Raw genomic sequence first — 23,599 nt, 5'->3', positions numbered from 1 at the left:
CAGCCGCCGTTGATCTTCAGCCCCCCAAAGAAACTGCCCGCTCACGTCGCCTTCAGCGCGTGGTCGGTCTCGGCGTCGAACTGGGCGATCTGCCGGGCGCGCAGCGACTTGGCGGCGGCCTGGTGGTTGGTGGCGATGACGGTGTAGACGGCCGGCAGCACGAACAGTGTGAACAAGGTGCCGATCGACATGCCGGCGACGACGACGAGGCCGATCGAGAAGCGGCTGGCGGCGCCGGCGCCGGTCGCGGTCAAGAGCGGGATCAGGCCGGTGACCATCGCCGCCGTGGTCATCAGGATCGGCCGCAGGCGGATGCGCGCGGACGTCTCGATGGCGGTGCGGCGGTCCATCCCCTCGTTGAGCTGCAGCTCGTTGGCGAACTCCACCATCAGGATGCCGTGCTTGGTGATCAGGCCGACCAGCGTCAGCAGGCCGACCTGGGTGTAGATGTTCATGGTCGCCAGCCCGAAGAACAGCGGGATCAGCGCGCCGACGATCGCCATGGGCACGCTGATCATGATCACCAGCGGATCGCGCAGGCTCTCGAACTGCGCCGCCAGCACCAGGAAGATGATGACCAACGCGAAGCCGAAGGTGATGGCGAGCTGATTGCCCTCCTGGACGTATTGACGGGCGTCGGCGAGATAGTCGTGGCTGAAGCCGGACGGCAGGTTCTTGGCCTGCTTCTCCAGGAAGTCGACCGCCTGCCCGACGGTGACGCCCGGCATCGGCACGGCGGAGAAGGTCGCCGAGTTGAGCTGGTTGAAATGCGTCAGCGAGTTCGGGTCGGTCGCGGTCTCGATGTTGACGACGGTCGACAGCGGCACCTGCTGGCCGGCCGAGGTCGCGACATAGTAGCCGGACAGCGATTCCGGCGAGATCCGCTTGTCACGCGGCACCTGCGGAATCACCTGATAGGAGCGGCCCTCGAGGTTGAAGCGGTTGATGTAGTTGCCGCCGAGCAGTACGGCCAGCGTGTTGCCGATCGACTGCATGGTGATGCCGAGATCGCTCGCCTTGCTGCGATTGATCCAGACCTTGACCACCGGCTGATTGAACTCGAGGTCGCTGTCGGAGACGATGAACATGCCGCTCTTGCGGGCGGCGTCCTTCAGCTTGGCCATCTGCTCATAGACCGCCTGGAAGCCGCTGGTCGAGCTGATCACCATCTGCACCGGCAGGCCGCCGGGGCCGCCCGGCAGCGCCGGCAGGTTGAAGGCGAAGGCGTTGATGCCCTCGATCTTGGACAGCTCCGCCTGCACCAGCGGCTTCAGCTTGATCGAGGAGCGCGTGCGCTCGTCCCAGGGCTTGAGCAGCATGCCGGCAAAGCCGCCCTGCGGGCCGAGGATGCCGTTCAGAACGAAGCGAAGGTCGGTCTCGGGGAACTTCTGGAACGCCTTGTCGACCTTGTCGGTGTAGAAGTTGATGTAGTCGATGTTGGCGTATTTCGGTGCCTTGGTGATCGAGAACACGATGCCCTGATCCTCCTCCGGCGCCAGCTCCTTCGAGGTGTGCATGTAGAGGAAGCCGACGAGGCCGAGGATCGTCAGCGCGAACAGCGCCGTCACCGGCCGGTAGTCGAGCGAGCGGTCGAGCTGGCGGCCGTACCAGCGCGTCATCGCGCCGAACACCCGGTTGACGAGCCGCGCGAAGCGGCCCTCCTCCGCGCTGCGCAGCAGCACCGAGCACATCATCGGCGACAGGGTCAGCGCGATGACGCCGGAGACGATGACCGAGCCGGCGAGCGTGAACGCGAATTCGCGGAACAGCGAGCCGGTGAGACCGCCGAGGAAGCCGATCGGGGCATACACCGCAGCCAGCGTGATCGTCATCGAGACGACGGGACCGACGATCTCGCGGGCGCCCTGCAATGCGGCCTGCACGGGCGCTTTGCCCTCCTCCAGATGGCGATGGATGTTCTCCACCACCACGATGGCGTCGTCGACGACGAGGCCGATCGCCAGCACCATGGCGAGCAGGGTCAGCAGGTTGATGGAAAAGCCGAACGCCAGCATCATCGTGCAGACGCCGATCAAGGACAGCGGGATGGTTACGACGGGAATGATGACCGAGCGCAGCGACGCCAGGAACAGGAAGATCACGACGATGACGATCAGCACGGCCTCGCCGAGCGTGTGCTCGACCTCGTCGATCGACGACTGGATGAACTTGGTGGAATCGTAGGCCACCTTCATCTTCATCGACGGCGGCAAATTGCGCTCGAGGTCCGGGAACAGCGCGCGCACGCCCTTGACGATGTTGAGCGGGTTGCCCTGCGGCGTCGCGTCGACGCCGATGAAGATCGCGCGCTCGCCGTTGAAGGCGACGCTGGCGTCGGTGCTCTGCGCGGCGAGCTCGACGGTGGCGATGTCCTCCATGCGGACGAAGCCGCCGTCCTTGGCCTTGACGATCATCCGCTTGAACTGGTTGACGTCGGTCAGGCCGGTGTTGGTCGTGACGTTGGAGACGATGAAATAGCCCTTGGCCTGGCCGGCCGCGGACTGGAAGTTGTTGGCGGCGATGGCCGCCGCCACATCGGTCGGCGACACGTTGCGGCCGGCCATCTTCTCCGGATTGAGCCAGATCCGCATCGCAAAGGTCTGGCCGCCCAGGATGTTCGCCGCGGCGACACCATCGACGGTCGACAGCACCGGCTGCACCACGCGCGTCAGATAGTCTGATATCGCCGAGCCCGACAGCTCCTCGCTGGAGAAGCCGAGATACATCACCGAGGTCGTCTGTCCCGTCGTCTTGGTGACGATGGGATCGTTGGATTCCTTCGGAATGAGGTAGCGGACCGAGTTCACCTTGGCGAGCACCTCGGTGAGCGCCTGGTTCGGATCGAAATTGAGCTTGATGAACACCTGGATCGTGCTGGTGCCCTGCACCGAGGACGAGGTGATGTAGTCGACGCCCTCGGCGGATGCGACCGCCTGCTCCAAGGGCGTGGTGATGAAGCCCTGCATCAGATCGGCGGAGGCGCCGGGATAGACGGTCGTCACGTTGACGACGGTGTTGGACAGCTTCGGATATTGCCGGATCGGCAGCACGAAGGCGGCGCGCAGGCCGAGCAGCAGAATGAGCAGGCTGACCACGACCGACAGCACCGGGCGCTTGATGAAGATATCGGTGAAACGCATCGCGGCAATCCCGTCAGCAGAAGTCAGATGAGGTCCGGGCGGGCCGCCTCAGGGCGGCCCAGCATTGGATCAGAGGTCGCTCAGTAGCGCGGCGGCTTCGCCGGGACCGGCGGCAGCGGATCGGTGGAGATCGCGACCGCGGCGCCGGACTGGATCTTGAGCTGGCCGACGGCGACGACGCGATCGCCTTCCTTGAGGCCCTTGAGGATCACCGCGCGGCCGTTGATGCGGTCGCCGGTCTGCACATAGATGCGGTCGGCCGTCAGCGCGGTCTTGCCGTCGTCGGTCTTCTTCTCGTTGATGACGAACACCGAGTCGCCATAGAGCGTGTAGTCGACCGCGGTCTCCGGCACCGTCAGCACCGGCGGCTTCTCCGGCAGCACCACGGTGGCGGTGGCGAACATGCCCGGCTTCAGGATGCGCTCCGGATTGGCGATCGTCGCCTGCACGCGGATGTTGCGCGTGTCGGTCGCGATCTGCGGCTCAATCGTGGTGATCTTGCCTTCGAAGGTCCGGCCCGGATAGGCATCGACGCCGATGCGGACGGTCTGGCCGACCTTGAGCTGGCCGCTGTCCTTCTCCGTCACGGTGAAGTTCACCCACAGCTCCGACAGATCGGTCAGCGACACGATCTGCGTGCCGGCGCTGAGATACTGGCCAACCTCGACCTTGCGGACGCCGAGATCGCCGTCGAACGGCGCGCGCACCAGCTTCTGCGCGATCAGCGCCTCGGTCTTGGCGATGCCGGCCTGGGCCTGGTCGTAGGCGGCCTGGGCCTGGTCGACGGTCGCCTGCGGCCCGAACTGGCGCGACGCCAGCTGCTTGGCGCGATCAAGCGACAATTGCGCCACAGTCACCTGGGCCTTGTAGTTGGCGAGATCGCCCTGATCCGGCGCGTCATAGAGCTGCACCAGCGGCGCGCCCTGCTTCACCGTGGAGCCCGGCGTGAACATGATGTCGGTGATGCGGCCGCTGACGTCCGAGGTCACGTTGACCTGATGCACGGCGGCGAGATCGCCGACTGCGGTCAACAGGTTCGGCACCGTCTCCGAACTCGCCGTCGCGACGCTGACGTTGAGCGGCGGCGGCTTCATGTTGGCGAAGAACTGCGCGATCATCTTGTCGCGGAACATGTTGAACCATACGAGACCGCCGACCAGCGCCACGAGCAGGCCGCCAACCACGATGAACCACAGCACCGGGCGGGTGCGCTTGCGCGGCTTGCCGTCGACCGGCTTTCCTGAGAGCTTGGGTTCCGTCGCAATGTTCATGTCATGCACTTTCTGCCGTCGCCGGCCGGGCCGGAGGTTGCGACAATTCGTGATCGAGGTAGCACGCAATGGCGGCGTCGGTCAGTCCGATGCCGCGCAGGATGAATTCGCTGAGCTGGCGCTCCAAGCTCGCCGCAGTTCCATACGGCACACAGGGAATGGATGGAAGCCGCGTCAATGCCGCCATCAATACCGTGTGATGCGCGAACCAGAACAGATCGCGCGGCGCGGCCGCCAATCGCACGGCGTCACCGGAGGCAACGGCGCTGTCCAGAGAGTTAACGAACTTGGCGCCGATCAGATCATCGATCTTCGTATACAGCAGCCTTGCGAACTCGCCATCGTCGAGATGGCTCGACGCCATCAGCCGCAGCCGCTGCTCTTCTTCCTCATTGGGGCCGTCGGCAATGCCGAGGAAATGCCGGACCATCCCGGCCATCAGCATGACCAGCGTCGCGGTCGAAGGTTCCTGGCTGAGCAGCACCTCGAAATCCGGATCGGTCTCACACTCCTCGGTGAGGATCTCCGCATAGAGCGCCGCCTTGGAGGGGAAATGTTTGAACAGCAGCGCTTCCGAGATCGCCGCCGCGGCGGCCACGCTCTTGGTCGTGGTGCCGGCATAGCCATGACGCGCGAAGCAGCGCTTGGCTGCACCGAGGATCAGCTGCCTGCGGAGATCGCTTGTCATGCGCAAAGTGGACATCGGCCGTGAGTAAATACTCACTTGATCTGTGTCAAGAAAGATGCCGCGGCGCAGCAGGGTCGGCGGCCAAGTCCCTGAAATTGCAGGCGGGATTTCACCGGCGCCAAAGGCAATTTTATACCTCTCAAAGCGGCGGATCTGGGGCACCGCTCCATCGGTGGACGCAAGGCCGCGCGGAGACCACCGCGGCGGGCACATTTTCTTCCGCCGCTCGCCGTGCGACGGTCGCCGGGACAAAAACAAGAATCGGCCGGGAGGACCAGACATGACCGACGACGCAGCGCTCGCCAGCCAGTTCGATCTCGAGAGCCTGACGCCGGAGTTCTACGCCGATCCCTACCCGACCTATCGCGCGCTGCGCCGGCACGCCCCGGTCAAGCGCATGCGCAACGGCTCCTATTTCCTCACCCGCTACGACGATCTGATCACCGCCTATAAGGCAACCAGGACGTTTTCGTCGGACAAGAAGCGCGAGTTCGCGCCCAAATACGGCAACTCGCTGCTGTACGAGCATCACACGACGAGCCTCGTCTTCAACGATCCTCCGGCGCACACCCGGGTGCGCCGCCTGATCATGGGCGCGCTGTCGCCGCGCGCGATCGCCGAGATGGAGCCGGCGCTGATCGCGCTGGTCGACGGACTGCTGGACCGGATCGCCGCCAAGGACCGCTTCGAGCTGATCGAGGATTTCGCCGCGGCAATTCCGATCGAAGTGATCGGCAACCTGCTCGGCGTGCCGCACGAGGAGCGCGCCCCCTTGCGCGACTGGTCGCTCGCCATCCTCGGCGCGCTCGAGCCGGTGCTGTCGGCCGAGCAATTCGCCCGTGGCAACCAGGCGGTCGGCGACATGCTGACCTATCTCAAAGACCTGGTCGCGCGGCGGCGCGCGGCTCCCGGCAATCCCGAACGCGACGTGCTGACCCGGCTGATCCAGGGCGAGGCCGACGGCGAGCGGCTGAGCGAGACGGAGCTCTTGCACAACTGCATCTTCCTCCTCAATGCCGGCCACGAGACCACCACCAATCTGATCGGCAACGGCCTCGTGCTGCTGGGCCAGCATCCGGCCGAGCGCAGGAGGCTGATCGAGGCCCCCAACCTGATCCGCACCGCGGTCGAAGAGATCCTGCGCTACGAGAGCTCCAACCAGCTCGGCAATCGGATGACGACGGAAGCCGTCGAGCTTGGCGGCATCGCGTTGGCGCCCGGAACATCGGTCACGCTGTGCATCGGCGCTGCCAACCGCGATCCCGCCCAGTTCGACGATCCCGAACGCTTCGACATCACCCGCCTCGCCAACCGCCACCTCGCCTTCGGCACCGGCGCCCATCAATGCGCAGGGATGGCGCTGGCAAGGCTGGAGGGCGCCGTGGCAATTGGGCGGTTCTTGGCGCGGTTTCCGAACTATCAGCTCGAGGGCGAGCCAGTGCGCGGCGGCCGGGTGCGGTTTCGCGGGTTTGCGAGTGTGCCGTGTGTGGTCGGCTGAGGCGAGGATCACGTTGCGCGGCGTGACCGGAGCAATTCAGTCCGCAATCCGCTCTACGCGCGGCTGTCGGAAGGTCCGACCAGCGACACAAAGAGGGTGATACCCGCCCGCTTCCGCCGACACTCAACCGTCGAAAGAATTTTCTTTCTTTTTTTCAGAATTCGTGTATACGTTCTCCCGTCCCGCCTCACACGAGGGGCGCTTCGCGGTCGTCACGAACGTCGGGTGCGGGATGCGGTGGGCGTGTCGGTGCTGCGCGCGAGTGAACCTCGCGCGGACGAACGGCAGCGATGCGCACGGTCAAGTCGCGTGGTCCTGACACCCCGACGCTGGTGTCACGCCCGTGCCGGCGCTCACGCGCCGCGCGGGCAACGGTGGCCAGAAAGCCCGGAGCACCGGGGAGAACGCGAAGCAGCCGTCAAACCATCGCGCGGGGAATGCCGGGTGTTCTCGGCTGAACCTGTGGTTCCTGCCGCCTGCATTTTTTCCGCAGGCGGGCCATGGGTGCGGCCAGCGCCCGGCATTCCCCGTGCCCTCTTCTCGAAGAGGGCAGGACGAACGGTAAAGCTCGGACGCGAAACGCGCCGCGAGAAGAAGACCGCATGTCTCATCTCTCCGTCATTGCGAGCGAAGCGACCTGTCCGCCAAAGCCCGAAGGGCGACGGCGGAAGCAATCCAGGGCCGCGCCCGCGACTCTGGATTGCTTCGTCGCTTGCGCTCCTCGCAATGACGCGGAGAGATCGAGGTTAAAACACAGCGTGATCGCCGCGCTCGGCGGTCGCCTCGCCGCGGATCAGCCTGGCGTAGTAGTCGAACAGCGTCTCCGATCCCGTCGACGGCGTGGCGTCGGCGTCGTAGCGGCCGGTGGCGGGATCGAGCACCAGCATGGATTCGGTCGCGTAGTAGCGGCCGATGCGGGCGAGCTCCGCCTTGTCGGCCAGCGACGGCACGATCCGCTTGGCGACATCGAGCCCGCCGATGATGACATCGAGCAGCGCCACCGGGACGTGCCGGAAGTGCGGCTTGTGTCCGAGCAGCGCGAACAGATGCTCGCCCTGTTCGATCGGCGTGATGGCGGGGCCTGGGCCGCCGATCGGCAGCACCCGGTTCCAGCGGCGCTCGTCATCGAGACATCCGGCCAAATAGTCGCCGAGGTCCCCGTCGCTGATCGGCTTGCACGCCGTCAACCGGCCGTGGCCGAACACCAGATAGGGCCGGCCCTGCTTCACCCGCGCGACCTGTCCCGACAGCGACTTGAAGAACGCGGTCGGGCGGACGATCGAGTAGGTCAGCCCCTGCTCCATCAGATGCGCTTCGAACGCCAGCTTGGCCCTCTGAAACGCCAGCAGCGGCTTCTGCACGCAGATGGCGGACAGCAGGACGAAGTGACTCACACCGGCACTCCGCGCGGCATCCAGCACGTTCACATGGGCTTGGTAGTCGATCGCCTGGGCATCCCTGGGCACGCCGGTCCGCGAGGCCATGCAGGACACCACGGCGTCGAACCGCTCACCGCCAAAGCCGTCACGTGCGAGGGAGGCGGGATCGGTGACATCCCCCGTCCTGACGGTGGCGCCCGCGATCTTCACGGCGTCATGGCGCGGATGCACCAAGCAGACCACCTCGTGCCCGCGCGCGACGAGCGCGCGTACCGTGGCACGGCCGATCGTTCCCGTCGCGCCAAGCATGAAGACGCGGCGTGGACGGGACACAGTGGCGGGAGCCGGTTCGGAAGGAGAGATCATCGGCGTGGCAAAGACTCCGAATGCCGTTCCGACCTATATCACGGGCGGCTGGCCCATGACGCCGTCGGCTCCGCTTCGACCTCACCGCGCCGCGCGCGGCGTCTTCTCCAGGATCAGCGTATGGATGCCGCAGGTGCCGCTGTACAGGCTCATCACCCGTGTGCCCGGCTTGCGGCCGGCGCGCGGCTCGGAGACCTGCAGGCCGGCGGCGAGCAGCCGCGCGCGCGTCGCCTCGATGTCGGCGACGCGCCAGCTCAGGCCCCACAGCTTGTCATGGGCCTTGTCGTTGCCGGCGACCGGCCGCTTCACCACTTCGACGATCAGGTCGCCGCAGCGGAAGAACATCAACTGGCCCCATTCCTGATGGCTGCGGTCGAGCGCCATGTCGAGGCCGAGCCGCGCGCCGTAGAGCGCGGCGGCGCGTTCGGGATCCTCGGTCGAGATCACGATATGGTCGAGGCCGAGCACGGCCGTATCGGCGGTCTTGATGGACGGCGGGCGCGGCTCGGCGAGCTCGAGGAAGAACATGCGCACGCCACGCGTGAGATCGGTCATGGCGCGGGTGCGCTTCCAATGCAGCGTCTGGCCCGAGATGCGGTCGGTGCTGTCGACCTCGGCAATCGGATCCGGCTTCAGCGCGACCCGCTCGAGCCGCCGATGCATCTTGCCGATATCGCCGGTGGCGAAGCAGATACTGGCGAGCCCCTCGCCCCAGATCTTGATCACGTTGCGGATGCGGTCGGCGGCCACGCCCTGGCCCGCCGGCGCCATCAGCTCCAGGCTCATATTGTCGAGCGTGAACAGGACGCGATCGGCGCCCTCGCCCGAATTCTGCCAGGACGGCTTGCGCGCCAGCAGCGTCTCGAACGCGGCGCTGCCGGCCTGGATGTCCTGCAGCAGGACGACGACGTGGTCGAGGCCGGTGATCACGGAAACAGCCCTCGCGAGTTCTTGGCGGCGCGCACCTTCTCCACGCCGATCGCCATCGCCGCGGTCCGGTGGGAGATGCCGTCGGTCTTGCCGCGCGTCAGCATGCGCTCGAAGGCACGGTCAAGGATCTGGTACTCCCTGCGCATCACCTCCTCTTCCTCCCAGAACAGCTGCTGCAGGTCCTGCACCCATTCGAAATAGCTGACGATGACGCCACCGGAATTGCAGAGAATGTCGGGAATGAGGAAGATCTCGTTGCGGCGCTGGTCGAGCACCAGATCGGCATCCGGCGTGGTCGGGCCGTTGGCGGCTTCCGCAATGACGCGGCATTTCAGGTTCGCCGCCACCTTGGCGTCGATCACCCGCTCGACCGCGGCCGGCACGAGGATGTCGCAGGCCAGGGTCAGGATCTCCCGCGGATCGAAGGCGAGCTCGGTGGAGAAGCCGGCAATGCTGCCGTGCCTGGCGGCGTGCGCCATCAAGGCCGGGATGTCGAGGCCGCGCGGATCATGGAGGGCGCCGGTGTGATCGCTGACCGCAATCACCTTCATGCCCATCTGGTGGAAGCCGAGCGCGGCATACGAGCCGACGTTGCCAAAGCCCTGCACGACCGCGGTGGACTTGGTCGGGTCGATGCCCAGCTCATCCATCACCCGCCTCGACACATGGGCGACGCCGCGGCCGGTCGCCTCGCGGCGCCCCAACGTGCCGCCGGAGAACACCGGCTTGCCGGTCACGATCTCCATCACCGTCTGCCCCTGGTACATGGAATACGTGTCCATGAACCACGCCATCACCTGCTCGTTGGTGCCCATGTCGGGCGCCATCACGTCGGTATGCGGGCCGACGAACGGGATCATCTCCTGCATATAGCGGCGCGACAGCGATTCGAGCTCGCGCTTCGACAGTTTGGAGAGATCGACGTTGATGCCGCCCTTGGCGCCGCCATAGGGCAACCCGACCAGCGCGCATTTCCAGCTCATCCAGATCGCGAGCGCGGCGACCTCGCCAATGTCGACCGTCGGAGCGAACCGCGTGCCGCCCTTGGTCGGCCCCATCGTCAGCAGATGCTGGACCCGGTAGCCTTCATAGACCGCGATCGTGCCGTCATCCTTGTGGATCGGACACGAGACGGTGATCGCCCGCTTCGGCAAGAGCAGCCGGTCCCGCTCGTCGGCTGGGATGCCAAGGTGGTCGGCGATCACGTTGAACTGATTGGTGGCCATCTCGAAGACCGGACCCGCATAGACAGTCATATTCCACTCCCGAATCTGCGCTTCTGCAGGCCGGCAACCATAGCGCGACCCGAGCGCCGGCGGCAGGGGGCCACCGGTAGCAGACGGCCGATCTCAACCACCAAGGTGACGATTTGACGAAGAATTTCAGCGTTGATCCGCTTTGACCGCTTGCTAATCTGCGGCGCCGGGGCCGCGATCACCCCTTAGTGAGACAGAAATGGCAATGCAGGCCCTCTTCATCGGACAGACCTACATCGACGTGACGTTCATCACCGACCACATGCCGACGGGGGACGAGAAGCACGTGGCATCCGACTATGCCGTCTCGTTCGGCGGCAATGCGGTGACTGCGGCATTTTGCTGCGCCAAGCTCGGCATCGTGCCCGACCTGATCGCCACCGTCGCGAATGACTGGCTCGGGCGGATGTTCCAGGACATGACCGCGAAATACGGCATCTCCGTCCATCCCCGGAAGGTCAATGCCTCCTCGCTGTCCTTCATCATGCCGAAGGACGGCAAGCGCGCCATCGTGCGCTGCCGCGACGATGCGCATATCCACCCGTTCCCGCTGCTCAATCTCGGCAATTGCAAGGCGCTGCATGTCGACGGCCACCAGCCCGACGCGGCGTTGCATTATGCCAAGCTGTGCCGCGAGGCCGGCATCCTGACCTCGCTGGACGGCGGCGGCCTGCGCACCAACACCCATGAGCTCCTGGAATATATCGACGTCGCGATCGTGGCCGAGCGGCTGTGCGAGCAGATGGACCTCACGCCGGAGAAGATGCTCGACTACCTGAAGAGCCGCGGCTGCCGCATCGGCGGCGTCACCCAGGGCGAAAAGGGCCTGCTCTGGTATGACGAGGTCGGCGCCGTGCATACGCTGCCCGCCTATCCGATCCCGCGCGAGCGCGTGATCGACACCAACGGCGCCGGCGACGTCTTCCACGGCGCCTATGTGTATTCGTATCTCGCCAATCCTGCGAAGGGCTGGAAGGAGCATTTCGAGTTCGCCCGCGCGGCCTCGACGTTCAAGATCCAGAAGCTCGGCAACGAGGCCGGCCTGCCGACGCTCGCCGATATCGAGCTGGTTCGGCAGGAATTCGAGGCTCGCGTCTAGCGGTTGTGGGGAGCAGGCGGATGGGGCGGGTCGTCGTCGCCGGCAGCATCAACATGGATGTGGTGGCTGCGGCCGAGCGCCATCCGCGCATCGGCGAGACCGTCGCCGGCCGGTCGGTGATGTACTTTCCGGGCGGCAAGGGCGCGAACCAGGCCGTCGCCGCGGCCAAGCTCGGCGTGCCGACGGCGCTGATCGGCCGGCTCGGCCGCGACGCCTTCGGGGAGCAGTTGCGCGCATTTCTCACGGCTCAGGGCATCGATCTCACCGCCGTGAAGGACAGCGCCAGCGCGTCGACCGGCACCGCGATCATCACGCTGGCCAAGGCCGACAACACGATCGTGGTGATATCAGGCGCCAACGCCGAGGTCAGCGCCGACGATGTGGCGCGGGTGTCTCTCGCCTCGGGAGACGTGGCCGTCAGCCAGTTCGAGATCCCGCAAGCGACGATTGCCGCGTTCTTCCAGCGTGCCAAAGCGGCCGGCGCCACCACGATCCTCAACCCCGCCCCCGCGAGCGCCTTCGACAGCACGCTGTTTGCGCTGGTTGATGTCCTCGTGCTCAACGAAACCGAGCTCGGTTTCCTGGCCGGCATCGAGCTCGGCGACGCGCCGACGCCGCAGCAGGTGAATGAGGCGGTTCGCGCGCTCAAGCCTCGCGACGACCAGACGGTCTGCGTCACGCTCGGCGCGCGTGGCGCGGTCGCGGTTTCTGGTGCCGAGGCCCGGCTGGTCGAAGGCCGCGCGGTGAAGGCCGTCGACACTACCGGCGCCGGCGACTGCTTCGTCGGTGCGCTCGCCGCGCGGCTGTCGCAGGGCGCGGCGATTGCGGATGCGATCGGCTATGCCAACGTCGCCGCGTCGATCTCGGTGCAGCGCATGGGCGCCGGCCCGTCGATGCCGACCGAGGAGGAGGTTCGCGCGTGGCTCTAGGCCAGAGCGCTCTTCAGGTCGAAGCTGGGATCAGCGGCCTTGGCTGCATCCAAGGTGCCGCCCGCAGCCAGCAACTTGCGGCCGAACATATGGTCGCCGGCGCGGTTGACCGACTCGATGCCGACCAGCCGGCCCTCCTTGTAACAGAACGCGGAGAATGCCTTTTGCGCCGGGTCACCGCGCAGAACGACCTGGTCATAGCCGGTGGTGAGCCCCGCGATCTGGAGCTTGTCATTGCCCTGGTCGCTCCAGAACCACGGCTGTCCGTCATAGGGCTTGACGTCGCCCGTCAGCCGTGCCGCGACGCAGCGGGCGTGATCGGTGGCGTTCTGCACCGACTCCAGCCGCAGCGTCCCGCCGAAGCGCTGGCTGACGAACAGGGCGCAGTCGCCGATGGCCGAGATGTGCGGATCGCTGGTGAGCAGATATTCGTCGACGACGATGCCGGAGGCGACCTGCAATCCAGCCTCGGCAGCGAGCTCGACATTCGGCAGCACGCCGACGCCGACCACGACGAGGTCAGCGGGGATGTGCCGACCATCGCTGAGGCTGACGCCGGTGACCTTGTTGCCGTCGGCCTCGATGCTGGTGGCCTGCACGCCGAGATGGATGCGCACGCCGGCTTCCGCGTGCTGCTTCTGGAAGTAGTCCGAGATCTCGGCGGTCACTGCCCGCGCCATCACCCGGGCGCCGAGCTCGAGCACGTCGACCTCGAGGCCCTTGATCCGCGCAGTCGCTGCGAATTCAAGACCGATGAAGCCGGCGCCAATGACGACGGCCCGCTTGGCATCGGCGAGCAAGCCTCGCAGCGCTTCGCTGTCGTCGAGAATGCGCAGATAGCGCACCGCCGGGAGATTGGCGTTGGGAATGTCGAGCAGCCGGTTGCGCGCACCGGTCGCGAACACGAGGTGCCCATAGTCGAGCGTCCTACCGGAGGCGAGCAGCACCCGGCGCTGATCGCGCTGAACGGCGACGGCACGATCGTAGACGAGATCGATGGTCTGGTCGGCGTAGAACTTCTGCGGTCGGAACATCAGGGTCTCGGGACCGCCGGTGCCCTTCAGATACGCCTTCGACAGCGGCGGGCGCTGATACGGCAGATGCGACTCGTCGTTGATCAGATGAATCGGATCGGCAAAGCCTGCCTGACGCAGCGAGGTCGCGAGCTGGAATCCCGCATGCCCCGCACCCACGATCACCACCGGTCCCTTCGTCACTGCACCCTGCCCCATTCTGTCATTGTCCACGCCGACGGAACCGGGTTTTGGCAGACTTGTCCGGCATTGTCACCGGTCCCGCCGTACGGTTTAAATGCGGCAACAAAAGCCACGCCCCGGGAGGTATGAATGTCGGACGCCGTAGCGGAACCTGCCCGCCTGAGCATCGAAGGTCCGATCGCGACCATCACGCTCGACCGCCCGGCAGCGTTCAACGCCATCAACCTTGCGATTGCGAAGCGCTTGGAGCTGCTTGCGGCCCAGGTCGAGGCCGACGACACCATCCGCGTGCTGATCCTGAAAGGCGAAGGCCGCGCCTTCTGCGCCGGCGGCGACCTGCAGACGATCGGCGCTGCCGCCGAGGCCGACGCCATCACGCCTGTCGTCAGCGAACTGCTGCATCACTACCATGCCTTCATCGCGAGCCTGCGGCGCATGCCCAAGATCGTGCTGGCGAGCGTGCACGGCTCCGCCGCCGGCGCGGGGATGTCGCTCGCCTTCGCCGCCGACCTCTGCATTGCCGCCGAGGACGCGCGCTTCACGCCGGCCTATGCCAAGCTCGGCGTGTCGCCCGACGGCGGCGGTACAGTTGGCGTGGTCGCCACTGTGGGCATCAGGCGGGCGCTGCAGATCTTCCTGGCGGAGGACAGCTTCACGGCCGCGCAGGCCCATGAATGGGGCTTGGTCGCGAAAGTCGTCCCCGCCCCCGAGCTCGCGGCAGCCACCGACGCGCTGGCTGCGCGGCTGGCGCAGAATGTGCCGGCGGGGATCGCGGCGACCAAGGCGCTGATCCATCGCGCGCCAACCAGCTCGGTCGAAGACCAGCTCGCCGCCGAGCGTGATGCCATCATCAACTGCATGCACTCGGATGAATTCCGCGCCGCCGTGAAGCGGTTCACCAGCAAGGGAAAGTAGGACTGCGCTCACCCCTTCCCTTTCCGGCGCATGAAATCGAAATCGCAGCCGTCGTCGGCCTGCAGGATCGTTTCATGGAAGAGATGCGCATAGCCGCGCTCCGCCCATTCGGGCGTTGCGGCTTGCTTCAGCGCAGCGCGACGCCGGTCCAACTCGGCGTCGTCGACCAGCAGGTCGATGCTGCGCTTGGGAACATCGAGCCGGATCATGTCGCCGCTCCGCACCAGCGCCAGCGGGCCGCCAACCGCGGACTCCGGGGTGATATGCAGCACGATGGTGCCGAAGGCGGTGCCGCTCATGCGCGCATCGGAGATGCGCACCATGTCCTTCGTGCCGCCGCGCGCGAGCTTCTTCGGGATCGGCAGGTACCCCGCCTCCGGCATGCCGGGTGCGCCTTTCGGCCCGGCGTTGCGCAGCACCAGGACGTCGTCGGCCGAGACGTCGAGATCGGGAGCATCGACCCGCAAGGTCATGTCCTCGATCGACTCGAACACGACGGCGCGCCCGGTGTGCTGGAGCAGCTTGGGGCTTGCCGCCGAATGCTTGATGACCGCGCCGCGCGGCGCCAGATTGCCGCGCAGCACGGCAAGGCCGCCTTCCGGCTTGATCGCGTCGTCGCGCGCGCGGATCACGTCCTGCCCCGGCACGTCCTCGGCGGCGGCCACGATGTCGCGCAGCGATTGGCCGGTGATCGAGCGGCAATCGAGATCGATGAGATCGCCGAGCTGCTTCATCAGCTTCGGCACGCCACCGGCGTGATGGAAATGCTCCATGTAGTGATCGCCGGACGGCTTGAGATCGACCAGCACCGGCACCTCGCGACCGATGCTGTCGAATGCATCGAGGTCGATTTTATGCGGCGTCCGGCCGGCGATGGCGGTGAGATGCACGAGCCCGTTGGTCGAGCCGCCGATCGCCTGCAGCACCACCTGCGCATTCCGGAACGCCGCAGGGGTCAGCAGTTCGCTCGGCTTCGGTCCCTTCACCTTGGCCATCTCAGCCGCGACCCGGCCGCTGGCCTCGGCCGAGCGGAAGCGCTCGGCATGCGGCGCCGGGATGGTCGCGCTCATCGGCAAGGACAGTCCGAGCGCCTCGGTGATGCAGGCCATCGTCGAGGCCGTTCCCATCACCATGCAGGTGCCGACGGAAGGAGCGAGCCGGCCGTTGACTGCGTCGATCTCGCTGCCGTCCATCTCACCGGCGCGATACTTCGCCCAGAGACGTCGGCAGTCGGTGCAGGCGCCGAGCACCTCGCCCTTGTGATGCCCGACCACCATCGGCCCGACCGGAATGACCACCGTCGGCAGATCGGCCGACACCGCGGCCATGATCTGCGCGGGCAGGGTCTTGTCGCAGCCGCCGATGACCACCACCGCATCCATCGGCTGCGCGCGGATCATCTCCTCGGTTTCCATCGCCATCAGGTTGCGCAGATACATCGAGGTCGGATGCGCAAAACTCTCGGCGATCGAGATGGTCGGAAACACGAACGGCATCGCGCCCGACAGCATGACGCCGCGCTTCACCGCCTCCAGGATCTGCGGCACGTTGCCGTGGCACGGATTGTAGTCGCTGTAGGTGTTGGTGATGCCGACGATCGGGCGATCGAGCGCGTCGTCCGAATAGCCGGCCGCCTTGATGAAGGCCTTGCGCAGGAACAGCGAGAAGCCGGCATCGCCGTAAGCGGTCAGTCCCTTGCGCAATCCATCGGTCATGGTCTTCTCTTCTTTCATTCTCAACGTCATTCCGGGGCGCGCGAAGCGCGAACCCGGAAGCCAGACATTGTCTTGCGCTCTCACATTGAGATTCCGGGTTCGCGTCCTGCGGACGCGCCCCGGAATGACGAGGTCGGATCAACCCCAGTCGATGATCCGGCTGGTGTCGCCGTCGAACTCAGTGGTGCAGAACGCGCCGCCCTGGAAATAGTCGCCGATCGGATCGGCGGGCAGCTTGGCCTGCTCGGCCAAGGCATGCTCGCGGAAATCCTCCGCGCGGCCGGTCGGGCGATAGCCGAGGTCATAGGCACGCTGGTTGTCCCACCAGGCGCGCTCGTTCAGCGAGGCGCCATAGAGCACTTCAAAATGGATGTCGGGATGCTCGAGGCCGATGCGGCAAAGTTGCACCAGATCTTCCGGCTTGAGCCAGATCGACAGCCGGCGCTTGTCGAGCGGCTTGTCGCCAAAATTGCCGATGCGGATGCAGGTCACCTTCAGCCCATGCTTGTCGGCATAGAGCGAGCCGAGCGCCTCACCGAACACCTTGCTGACGCCGTAGCGGCCGTCGGGACGCGGCTGCACGTCATTGTCGATCTTGCGGTGACGGGGATAGAAGCCGACCGCATGGTTCGACGAGGCGAACACCACGCGCTTGACGCCCTTGCGGCGGGCCGCCTCGAACAGGTTGTAGCCGCCGATGATGTTGGCCTGCAGGATGTCGTTCCACGGTCCCTCGACCGAATAGCCGCCGAAATGGATGATGCCGTCGACGCCTTCGCACAGCGCCTCGACCTGGGCGAGGTCGGCAAGATTGGCCGCCTTGAAGGTCTCCTGGCTGGAAAGATCGGCAGGCGGTTTCAGGTCGCTGAGCAGAAGGTCCGGATAGATCGGCGGCAGCAGCTTCCGTAAGGAAGTGCCGATTCCACCGCTCGCACCGGTCATCAAGATACGTGGCATTTCATCCCTCGTGTTGGGTCCGCAGGTTTGCGGTTGTGGCGGGCCAATGATAGCAGAGATCGCAACCGCGCAATAACAGGACCGGCCAAATGTCCGACGGAAACGCTCACGCGCAGGGCTGGCGCCCTGCCACCTTCTATCCCGATCCGGCGATCCAGGCGCTGGATCCGCGCTTCGAGAAATACTGGCTCAAGCTCTCGGCCGTGGAGCGGCTGGCGACGGGCCTGCGCTGGGCGGAGGGGCCAGTGTGGTTCGGCGACGGGCGCTATCTGTTGTGCAGCGATATCCCCAACCAGCGCATCCTCAAATGGGAGGAGGAAAGCGGCGCGGTCTCGGTGTTTCGCAAGCCCTCCAATTTCGCCAATGGCAACACCCGGGATCGCCAGGGCCGGCTCGTCACCTGCGAGCACGGTGGCCGCCGCGTCACGCGGACCGAGTATGACGGCTCCATCACCGTGCTGATGGACTCCTTCGACGGCAAGCGGCTGAACTCGCCAAACGACGTCGTCGTCAAATCGGACGGCTCGATCTGGTTCACAGATCCGACCTTCGGCCTGCTCGGCAATTACGAGGGCTACAAGGCCGAGTCCGAGATCGACGCCAACGTGTACCGGATCGACGCGGCCACGGGCCGGGCGACCATCGTCGCCGAGGGCGTGCTGGGACCGAACGGGCTGTGCTTCTCGCCCGATGAATCCATCCTCTACATCGTCGAATCCCGCGGCGTGCCGAACCGCAAGATCCTCGCCTATGACGTCTCCGCCGATGGCAGCAAGCTCGCCAACAAGCGCGTCCACATCGATGCCGGTCCGGGCACGCCGGACGGCATGCGCTGTGACGTCGACGGCAATCTCTGGTGCGGCTGGGGGATGGGCAGCCCCGAGCTCGATGGCGTCATGGTGTTCGCGCCCGACGGCGCCCCGATCGGCCGCATCGCCTTGCCCGAGCGCTGCGCCAATGTCTGTTTCGGCGGCCTCAAGCGCAACCGCCTGTTCATGGCCGCCAGCCAGTCGATCTACGCGCTCTACGTCAACACGCAGGGCGCGCTGGGCGGGTAATTGGCCGTCATTGCGAGGAGCGAAGCGACGAAGCAATCCAGACTTCCTTTTCGACCCTGGATTGCTCCGCTGCGCTCGCAATGACGGCGACCAATCAAGCCGCGTTGTAGCCCGCGATGGCCTTGACCTCGAGATACTCCTCGAGACCGAACTTGCCCCATTCGCGGCCGTTGCCGGACTGCTTGTAGCCGCCGAACGGCGCGGTGCGGTCGTTCGGGACACCCTGCAGGTTGACGTTGCCGGCGCGGATCTTGCGGCCGACCTCGCGGGCCTTCTCGATCGTCGGGGCCGTGACGTATCCGGCAAGACCATAGGGCGTGTCGTTGGCGATACGCACCGCCTCGTTCTCGTCCTTGGCGCCGATGATCACGAGCACTGGTCCAAAGATTTCCTCGCGCGAGATCGTCATCTCGGGCTTGACGTCGGCGAAGATGGTCGGCCGCACATAGAAGCCCTTGTTGACGCCCTCCGGCAGGCCCGGGCCGCCGGCGACGAGGGTCGCACCCTCCTCGATACCCTTGTTGATGAGGGCCTGGATCTTGTCCCACTGGCCGCGATTGACGACCGGGCCGATCGTGGTGCCCTCGCCGCGCGGGTCACCCGCCTTGGTCTTGTCGGCGACGCCCTTCGCGATCGCGGCGACTTCCTTCATCCGCGCGGCCGGCACGATCATGCGCGACGGCGCGTTGCAGGACTGGCCGGAATTGTTGAACATGTGCATGACGCCGCCGGTCACCGCCTTCACGAGGTCGGAGCCCTCCAGGATCACGTTCGGCGACTTGCCGCCGAGTTCCTGGCTGACGCGCTTCACCGTCGGCGCGGCGCGCTTGGCGACGTCGATGCCGGCGCGGGTCGAGCCGGTGAACGAGATCATGTCGATGTCCGGATGCTCGCTCATGGCGGCGCCGACCTCCGGCCCGAGGCCGTTGATCAGGTTGAACACGCCCTTCGGCACGCCGGCTTCATGCAGGATCTCGGCGAAGATCAGCGCCGAGGTCGGAGTGAATTCCGACGGCTTCAGGATCATGGTGCAGCCCGCGGCCAGCGCCGGCGCGACCTTGCAGGCGATCTGGTTGAGCGGCCAGTTCCAGGGCGTGATCATGCCGACCACGCCGACCGGCTCGCGCACGACCACGGACGCAGGCAGCGTCTCCTCGAACTCGTACTTCTTCAGCACGTCGAGCGTCGACATCAGATGGCCGAGGCCGGCGCCGGCCTGCAGCTTCTCCGCCATCGGCAGCGGCGCGCCCATCTCGTCGGAGACGGCGGCGCCGATCTCCTTCATGCGGCCCTTGTAGATCGTGATGATCTTCTCGAGCAGCGCGACGCGCTCCTCGCGCGAGGTCTGGGAGAAGGTCTCGAAGGCGCGCTTGGCGGCGGCGACGGCCTTGTCGACATCGGCCTTGGAGCCCAGCGCAACCTCGTACATCGCCTCCTCGGTCGCCGGATTGATGACCGGCGTGGACTTCTTGACGACCGGATCGACCCAGGCGCCGTCGATGTAGAATTGCAGGCGATTGACCATCGGAAAACCTCTTCACGTGGAAGCATCTGGAGGGGGCGGCAGCACGCGGCCGGCATCCTGGCACGCGCGATCCGCGGGATGAACCCGCCACATGCGGGGACCGGGGTTGCGTCCCGCGGATATAGGAGCAAGGCCGCGACCGGCGCAAGCCGACCGGCCTGCGTTTCGTCGCCGCCTCATTTTGCATCGCAGCAACCGCGTGTCCCCTTCGCCCCCTCCAGATCGCCATCATTCCGGATGGCAGAATTCCTGCCGTCGAAGATTCATTTCCAAGATGTGAACTGCTTCACATCGCCGTTCGATCGCTCTGGCTAATCTCCTCCTCATAGACATCCCGGCATCTCGAAAGGACGCCGGATAAGATTTCAGAACCGATATTTTCGCCAGTTCTTATTGCGTAGCCTTTCAGTACGTAGACATTTGATCCAAGTTGCGACGCCGTCTCCTTCATCCAGGTGAGGGAGACGGCGTCCCCGTTTTTGGCCCGCCCTCACACTGCCATCTTGCGATGCCGCACCGGCGCGCCAGTGAGGCTCTCGGCCGCATCGATGATCGCGTTGGCGTCCATGCCGTTGTGTCGGTAGAGATCGTCGATCGTCCCGGTCTGGCCGAATTTCTCAACCCCCAGCGCCTCGACGCGATGGCCGCGCACCGAGCCGAGCCAGCCCAGCGTCGCCGGATGGCCGTCGATCACGGTGACGATGCCGCAATCGCGCGGCAGCGGCGCCAGCAGTTGTTCGATGTGGCTGAGATGTTGCACGCCGCGGCGATGCCGCCGCAGGCTGCGCGCCGCCGTCCATCCGGCATGCAGCCGGTCCGCCGAGGTGATCGCGAGCAGGCCGACGTCGCGGCGGGACTCGCCGATCAGGCCGGTGGCCTCGATCGCCTCCGGCGCGACCGCGCCTGTATAGGCGACGATCACCTCGGCATTCGGTCCCGGCTTGCGCAGCCAATAGGCGCCGGCGGCGATGTCGGATTCCAGTTCCGGCGTCATGATCCGCTGCGGCTGATCGATGGTGCGCGTCGACAGCCGCAGATAGAGCGAGCCGCCCTCGCCTGCCTCGCGCTGCATGTGGGCAAAGCCCCATTTCATGATCGCGGCGAGTTCGTCGACGAAGGCCGGCTCGAACGACGACAGCCCGTCCTGCGCCATGCCGATCAACGGGGTCGCGATCGACTGATGCGCGCCGCCCTCCGGCGCCAAGGTCACGCCCGACGGCGTCGCCGCCACCATGAAACGCGCATCCTGATAGCAAGCGTAGTTCAGCGCATCGAGGCCGCGCTCGATGAAGGGATCGTAGAGCGTGACGATCGGCAGCAGCCGCGCGCCGTTGATGGAATGCGACAGGCCGAGCGCCGAGGCCATGATGAACAGGTTCATCTCGGCGATCCCCAGCTCGATATGCTGGCCCTTCGGCGAGGCCGCCCAATTGAAGGTCGACGGGATCTTCTCGCTGCGGAACAAATCCGCCTTCTCCGCGCGGGCGAACAGGCCACGGCGGTTGACCCAGGCGCCAAGATTGGTCGAGACCGTGACGTCGGGCGACGAGGTCACGATGCGCGAGGCCAGCGCGGTGTCGCTGCGGGCGAGATCGTTGAGGATCAGGCCAAAGCCCTGCTGCGTCGACATCTGCGCCGCGGCGGTGAAGGTCAGCCGCTCCGGCACGTCGAGCACGTCATCGTCGAGCCGGCGGCCATCGCGATTGAACGGCACCGACGCGAGGAACGACTCCAGCGTCGAAGCATCCTGCGTCAGTCCCTCGAACTTGTCCCATTCATGGCCCGGACGGATGTTCTGCTGCGCGCGCCACTTCTCCATCTGGGCGACGGTCATCAGGCCGGCGTGATTGTCCTTGTGGCCCTGGAACGGCAGGCCGACACCCTTGATGGTGTAAGCGATGAAGCACACCGGGCGGTCGTGGTCGATGGACTCGAAGGCATCAAGCATGCTGGCCATGTCGTGGCCGCCGAGATTGCTCATCAGCGCCAGCAGCTCGTCGTCGCTGCGCTTGTCGAGCAGCCGGGTCACGTCGCCCTGATCGCCGATCTCGTCCTGGATGTGCTTGCGGAAGGCAGCCCCACCCTGGAAGCACAGCGCCGCATAGAGCGCGTTCGGGCAGTTATCGATCCAGCGCCGCAGCGCCTCGCCGCCGGGTTCGGCAAACGCCTCGCGCATCAGCCGGCCGTATTTCACGATCACCACGTCCCAACCGAAATTGCGGAACATGGTTTCGAACTTCTCCCACAGGCCCTCGCGCACGACGGCGTCCAGGCTCTGGCGGTTGTAGTCGACGATCCACCAGGTGTTGCGCAGGCCGTGCTTCCAGCCTTCGGCCAGCGCCTCGAAGATATTGCCCTCGTCCATCTCGGCATCGCCGACCAGCGCGATCATGCGGCCCTCGCGGCGGTCCTTCATCCAGCCATGCGCGTGCACGTAGTCCTGCACCAGCGAGGAGAACAAAGTCTGCGCGACGCCGAGGCCGACCGAGCCGGTCGAGAAGTCGACATCGTCGACATCCTTGGTGCGCGACGGATAGGATTGCGCGCCCTTGAAGCCACGGAAATTCTCCAGCTTCTCGCGCGTCTGCCGGCCGAACAGATATTGGATGGCGTGGAACACCGGGCTCGCATGCGGCTTCACCGCGACGCGGTCCTCCGGGCGCAGCACCGAGAAGTACAGCGCCGACATGATGGTCGCGAGCGAGGCGGAGGAGGCCTGGTGGCCGCCGACCTTCAGGCCGTCGGTGTTCGGCCGGATGTGGTTGGCGTGATGGATGGTCCAGGACGACAGCCACAGCGCCTTGCGGGTCAGCGCGTTCAGGATGTCGAGACGGTCTGACGATGCGGATGGCGTGGCCATGGCGCGCTGCTCCCCGGGGCCTTGTTGGATTCGCCGATTTTAATCCTGTCGCACCGGCCATAATTCTCAATTTTTCGCGTGCAGTTGCCGATTGTTGAGATATTTTCCCATTCAGAATCCACTTTGAGCGATTTTATCCCAATGTCCGAGCTCGACGCCATCGACCGCAAGATCCTCGGCCATCTCCAGGCCGACGGCCGCATCACCATGCAGGAGCTCGCCGACAAGGTCGGGCTGTCGGTCTCGCCCTGCCACCGCCGCGTCAAGCTCTTGGAGGAGCGCGGCGTCATCACCCGCTATCTCGCGACCGTCGACCAGAAGGCGCTCGGGCTGCACGTTTCGGTCTTCATCTCCATCAAGCTGGCGCGGCAGAAGGAGGAGGATTTGAAGCGGTTCGAAAAGGCGATCTCGGCCTGGCCCGAGGTGCTGGAGTGCTATCTGATGACGGGCAATCGCGACTATCTCCTGCGCGTGGTCGCGGCCGATCTCTCCTCTTATGAAGCGTTCCTGAAAACCAAGCTGACGAGGCTCGACGGCATCGCCTCGATCGAGTCGAGCTTTGCGCTGAGCCAGGTGAAGTACTCCATCGCGCTGCCGGTGTGAGGCAGGCCATCGCCACGACCTCAGCTGTCGTCCCTGCGAACGCAGGGACCCATACTCCGCGGCAGACGTTGCGAAGAACGACTGGTCCAACATCGTGCGCAACAACATCTCCCTGGGGTTATGGGTCCCTGTGTCTGGAAAGTCTGCCATGATGATGGTGGGCGGGAAGCCGTTGGGTCCTTGGCGCTAGACG

The 23,599-nt window shown here is 65.7% G+C and carries 17 protein-coding genes; 6 read left to right on the top strand and 11 right to left on the bottom strand.

The window, feature by feature from the left end:
* Window positions 1-41: 41 nt before the first annotated feature.
* From ACQR03_RS00085 to ACQR03_RS00075, 3 genes are all read right to left on the bottom strand, one after another.
* Complete coding sequence (locus ACQR03_RS00085) at window positions 42-3,140, bottom strand: MexW/MexI family multidrug efflux RND transporter permease subunit (RefSeq protein WP_315715753.1); 3,099 nt, start codon at window positions 3,138-3,140, stop codon at window positions 42-44.
* An 80-nt stretch (window positions 3,141-3,220) separates the two neighbouring features.
* Window positions 3,221-4,411, bottom strand: coding sequence for an efflux RND transporter periplasmic adaptor subunit (locus ACQR03_RS00080; protein WP_316170596.1), 1,191 nt, complete (start codon window positions 4,409-4,411; stop codon window positions 3,221-3,223).
* 1 nt (window position 4,412) lies between these two features.
* Entirely contained in the window at window positions 4,413-5,099 is a 687-nt protein-coding gene (locus tag ACQR03_RS00075) for a TetR/AcrR family transcriptional regulator (RefSeq protein WP_315715751.1), read from the bottom strand.
* Window positions 5,100-5,379: 280 nt separating this feature from the next.
* Between ACQR03_RS00075 and ACQR03_RS00070 the strand changes: the two genes are divergently transcribed.
* A complete protein-coding gene (locus ACQR03_RS00070; RefSeq protein WP_316170597.1) occupies window positions 5,380-6,597 on the top strand; it encodes a cytochrome P450 in 1,218 nt (405 codons plus the stop codon).
* Between the two features lie 746 nt (window positions 6,598-7,343).
* On the opposite strand, the gene ACQR03_RS00065 is transcribed toward ACQR03_RS00070, so the two are convergent.
* From ACQR03_RS00065 to ACQR03_RS00055, 3 genes are all read right to left on the bottom strand, one after another.
* On the bottom strand, window positions 7,344-8,285 hold the full coding sequence (locus tag ACQR03_RS00065) for an NAD(P)H-binding protein (protein ID WP_316170689.1): 942 nt from the start codon (window positions 8,283-8,285) through the stop codon (window positions 7,344-7,346).
* A gap of 138 nt (window positions 8,286-8,423) precedes the next feature.
* On the bottom strand, window positions 8,424-9,272 hold the full coding sequence (locus tag ACQR03_RS00060) for a VOC family protein (RefSeq protein WP_316186858.1): 849 nt from the start codon (window positions 9,270-9,272) through the stop codon (window positions 8,424-8,426).
* The gene (locus ACQR03_RS00055; protein ID WP_315754716.1) at window positions 9,269-10,528 is read right to left on the bottom strand and encodes a Glu/Leu/Phe/Val family dehydrogenase; all 1,260 of its coding nucleotides are present in this window, start codon (window positions 10,526-10,528) and stop codon (window positions 9,269-9,271) included. The genes ACQR03_RS00060 and ACQR03_RS00055 overlap by 4 nt, the downstream gene beginning before the upstream one ends.
* A 205-nt stretch (window positions 10,529-10,733) precedes the next feature.
* Here ACQR03_RS00055 and ACQR03_RS00050 point away from each other — a divergent pair, with 205 nt between their 5' ends.
* Window positions 10,734-11,627 (top strand): sugar kinase, encoded by an 894-nt coding sequence (locus tag ACQR03_RS00050; protein ID WP_315715822.1) that lies wholly within the window; start codon window positions 10,734-10,736, stop codon window positions 11,625-11,627.
* A gap of 20 nt (window positions 11,628-11,647) precedes the next feature.
* Window positions 11,648-12,556, top strand: coding sequence for a ribokinase (rbsK, locus tag ACQR03_RS00045; RefSeq protein ID WP_316202287.1), 909 nt, complete (start codon window positions 11,648-11,650; stop codon window positions 12,554-12,556).
* Here rbsK and ACQR03_RS00040 read toward each other — a convergent pair.
* Window positions 12,553-13,788 (bottom strand): NAD(P)/FAD-dependent oxidoreductase, encoded by a 1,236-nt coding sequence (locus tag ACQR03_RS00040; protein ID WP_315826399.1) that lies wholly within the window; start codon window positions 13,786-13,788, stop codon window positions 12,553-12,555. The two genes, rbsK and ACQR03_RS00040, sit on opposite strands and share 4 nt — an antisense overlap.
* Before the next feature lie 114 nt (window positions 13,789-13,902).
* On the opposite strand from ACQR03_RS00040, the gene ACQR03_RS00035 reads away from it, so the two are divergent.
* Entirely contained in the window at window positions 13,903-14,688 is a 786-nt protein-coding gene (locus ACQR03_RS00035) for an enoyl-CoA hydratase/isomerase family protein (protein ID WP_434842371.1), read from the top strand.
* 8 nt (window positions 14,689-14,696) lie between these two features.
* Here ACQR03_RS00035 and ACQR03_RS00030 read toward each other — a convergent pair whose 3' ends face one another.
* A complete protein-coding gene (locus ACQR03_RS00030; RefSeq protein ID WP_315826401.1) occupies window positions 14,697-16,403 on the bottom strand; it encodes an IlvD/Edd family dehydratase in 1,707 nt (568 codons plus the stop codon).
* Between the two features lie 138 nt (window positions 16,404-16,541).
* On the bottom strand, window positions 16,542-17,360 hold the full coding sequence (locus tag ACQR03_RS00025) for an NAD-dependent epimerase/dehydratase family protein (RefSeq protein ID WP_316164338.1): 819 nt from the start codon (window positions 17,358-17,360) through the stop codon (window positions 16,542-16,544).
* Between the two features lie 89 nt (window positions 17,361-17,449).
* Here ACQR03_RS00025 and ACQR03_RS00020 point away from each other — a divergent pair, with 89 nt between their 5' ends.
* Window positions 17,450-18,418, top strand: coding sequence for an SMP-30/gluconolactonase/LRE family protein (locus ACQR03_RS00020; RefSeq protein WP_434842372.1), 969 nt, complete (start codon window positions 17,450-17,452; stop codon window positions 18,416-18,418).
* Between the two features lie 94 nt (window positions 18,419-18,512).
* Here ACQR03_RS00020 and ACQR03_RS00015 read toward each other — a convergent pair whose 3' ends face one another.
* Window positions 18,513-19,943, bottom strand: coding sequence for an aldehyde dehydrogenase family protein (locus ACQR03_RS00015; protein WP_316191777.1), 1,431 nt, complete (start codon window positions 19,941-19,943; stop codon window positions 18,513-18,515).
* A 490-nt stretch (window positions 19,944-20,433) separates the two neighbouring features.
* Window positions 20,434-22,803: a transketolase gene (locus ACQR03_RS00010; RefSeq protein WP_316191778.1), complete on the bottom strand. Its 2,370-nt coding sequence runs from the start codon at window positions 22,801-22,803 to the stop codon at window positions 20,434-20,436.
* Window positions 22,804-22,944: 141 nt separating this feature from the next.
* Here ACQR03_RS00010 and ACQR03_RS00005 point away from each other — a divergent pair, with 141 nt between their 5' ends.
* Window positions 22,945-23,406, top strand: a complete 462-nt coding sequence (locus ACQR03_RS00005; RefSeq protein ID WP_316191779.1) for an Lrp/AsnC family transcriptional regulator — start codon at window positions 22,945-22,947, stop codon at window positions 23,404-23,406.
* The last annotated feature ends 193 nt before the right edge of the window (window positions 23,407-23,599 follow it).

The sequence above is a fragment of the Bradyrhizobium sp. HKCCYLS3070 genome (assembly GCF_051167575.1).
Classification (GTDB): Bacteria; Pseudomonadota; Alphaproteobacteria; order Rhizobiales; family Xanthobacteraceae; genus Bradyrhizobium.
Note: the sequence above shows the minus strand (reverse complement) of the source record. Positions and strands in the feature narration are given on the sequence as shown.